The organism is Ruminococcus sp. AM42-11 (genome assembly GCF_003480145.1).
Taxonomy (GTDB): Bacteria; Bacillota; Clostridia; order Lachnospirales; family Lachnospiraceae; genus Blautia_A; species Blautia_A faecis.
On the sequence record NZ_QUIO01000095.1, the window covers coordinates 1 to 1,393 of the forward strand.

General features: G+C 52.6%; 1 rRNA gene. It reads left to right on the forward strand.

What is annotated here, in order from left to right:
* Nucleotides 1–1,393: ribosomal RNA gene (locus DW904_RS22505) — 23S ribosomal RNA — on the forward strand; the annotation flags it as partial.

The following is a 1,393-nucleotide window of genomic DNA, read 5'->3' on the forward strand; positions in this document are numbered from 1 at the left end:
CCATGTCCAGGATGAAGCTGCCGTAAGAGGCAGTGGAGGTCCGGACCCACATCCGTTGAAAAGGGTGGGGATGAGGTGTGGGTAGGGGAGAAATTCCAATCGAACCCGGAGATAGCTGGTTCTCCTCGAAATAGCTTTAGGGCTAGCCTCGGTCATGAGTCTTGTGGAGGTAGAGCACTGAATTTCCTAGGGGGCGTCAAAGCCTACCGAAGAATATCAAACTCCGAATGCCATGTAGACAGGACCGGGAGTCAGACTGCACGAGATAAGTTGGGCAGTCAAAAGGGAAAGAGCCCAGACCTTCAGTTAAGGTCCCAAAGTGTACGTTAAGTGGAAAAGGATGTGGGGTCTCGAAGACAACCAGGATGTTGGCTCAGAAGCAGCCATTCATTCAAAGAGTGCGTAATAGCTCACTGGTCGAGAGGCCCTGCGCCGAAAATGTCCGGGGCTGAAACGTACCACCGAAACTAAGGGATCCGCAAGGATCGGTAGAGGAGCATTGCATGCGGAAGGAAGCAGTACCGTAAGGAGCTGTGGACTGCATGGAAGAGAGAATGCCGGAATGAGTAGCGAGATAAAGGTGAGAATCCTTTAGGCCGAATATCCAAGGTTTCCAGGGTAAAGCTGATCTGCCTGGGTAAGTCGGGGCCTAAGGCGAGGACGAGAGTCGTAGCCGATGGACAACAGGTGGAGATTCCTGTACTGCGGTATGACAGAACTGTGGGGACACGTAAGGAAAGCGGAAGCCGGGAATGGAAAGCCCGGTGCAAGCAGGGTACCAGACACTCAGGCAAATCCGGGTGTCAATGGGAAGCTGTGATGCGGAGCGAAATACAAGTAGCGAAGTCCGTGAGCCATGCGTCAAGAAAAGCCGCTATTGTTTATACCGTACCCGTACCGTAAACCGACACAGGTGGATGAGGAGAGAATCCTAAGGCCGGCGGAAGAAGCATTGTCAAGGAACTCGGCAAAATGACCCCGTAACTTCGGGAGAAGGGGTGCCACTGAGAAGTGGCCGCAGAGAATAGGCTCAAGCAACTGTTTAGCAAAAACACAGGTCTATGCGAAACCGAAAGGTGAGGTATATGCTGACGCCTGCCCGGTGCTGGAAGGTTAAGAGGAGAGGTTAGCGCAAGCGAAGCTTTGAATTTAAGCCCCAGTAAACGGCGGCCGTAACTATAACGGTCCTAAGGTAGCGAAATTCCTTGTCGGGTAAGTTCCGACCCGCACGAAAGGCGTAATGATTTGAGCGCTGTCTCGACAATGCATCCGGTGAAATTGAAGTACCAGTGAAGATGCTGGTTACCTGCGCCAGGACGGAAAGACCCCATGGAGCTTTACTCCAGTTTGGTACTGGGGTCCGGTATTGCATGTACAGGATAGGTGGGAGGCT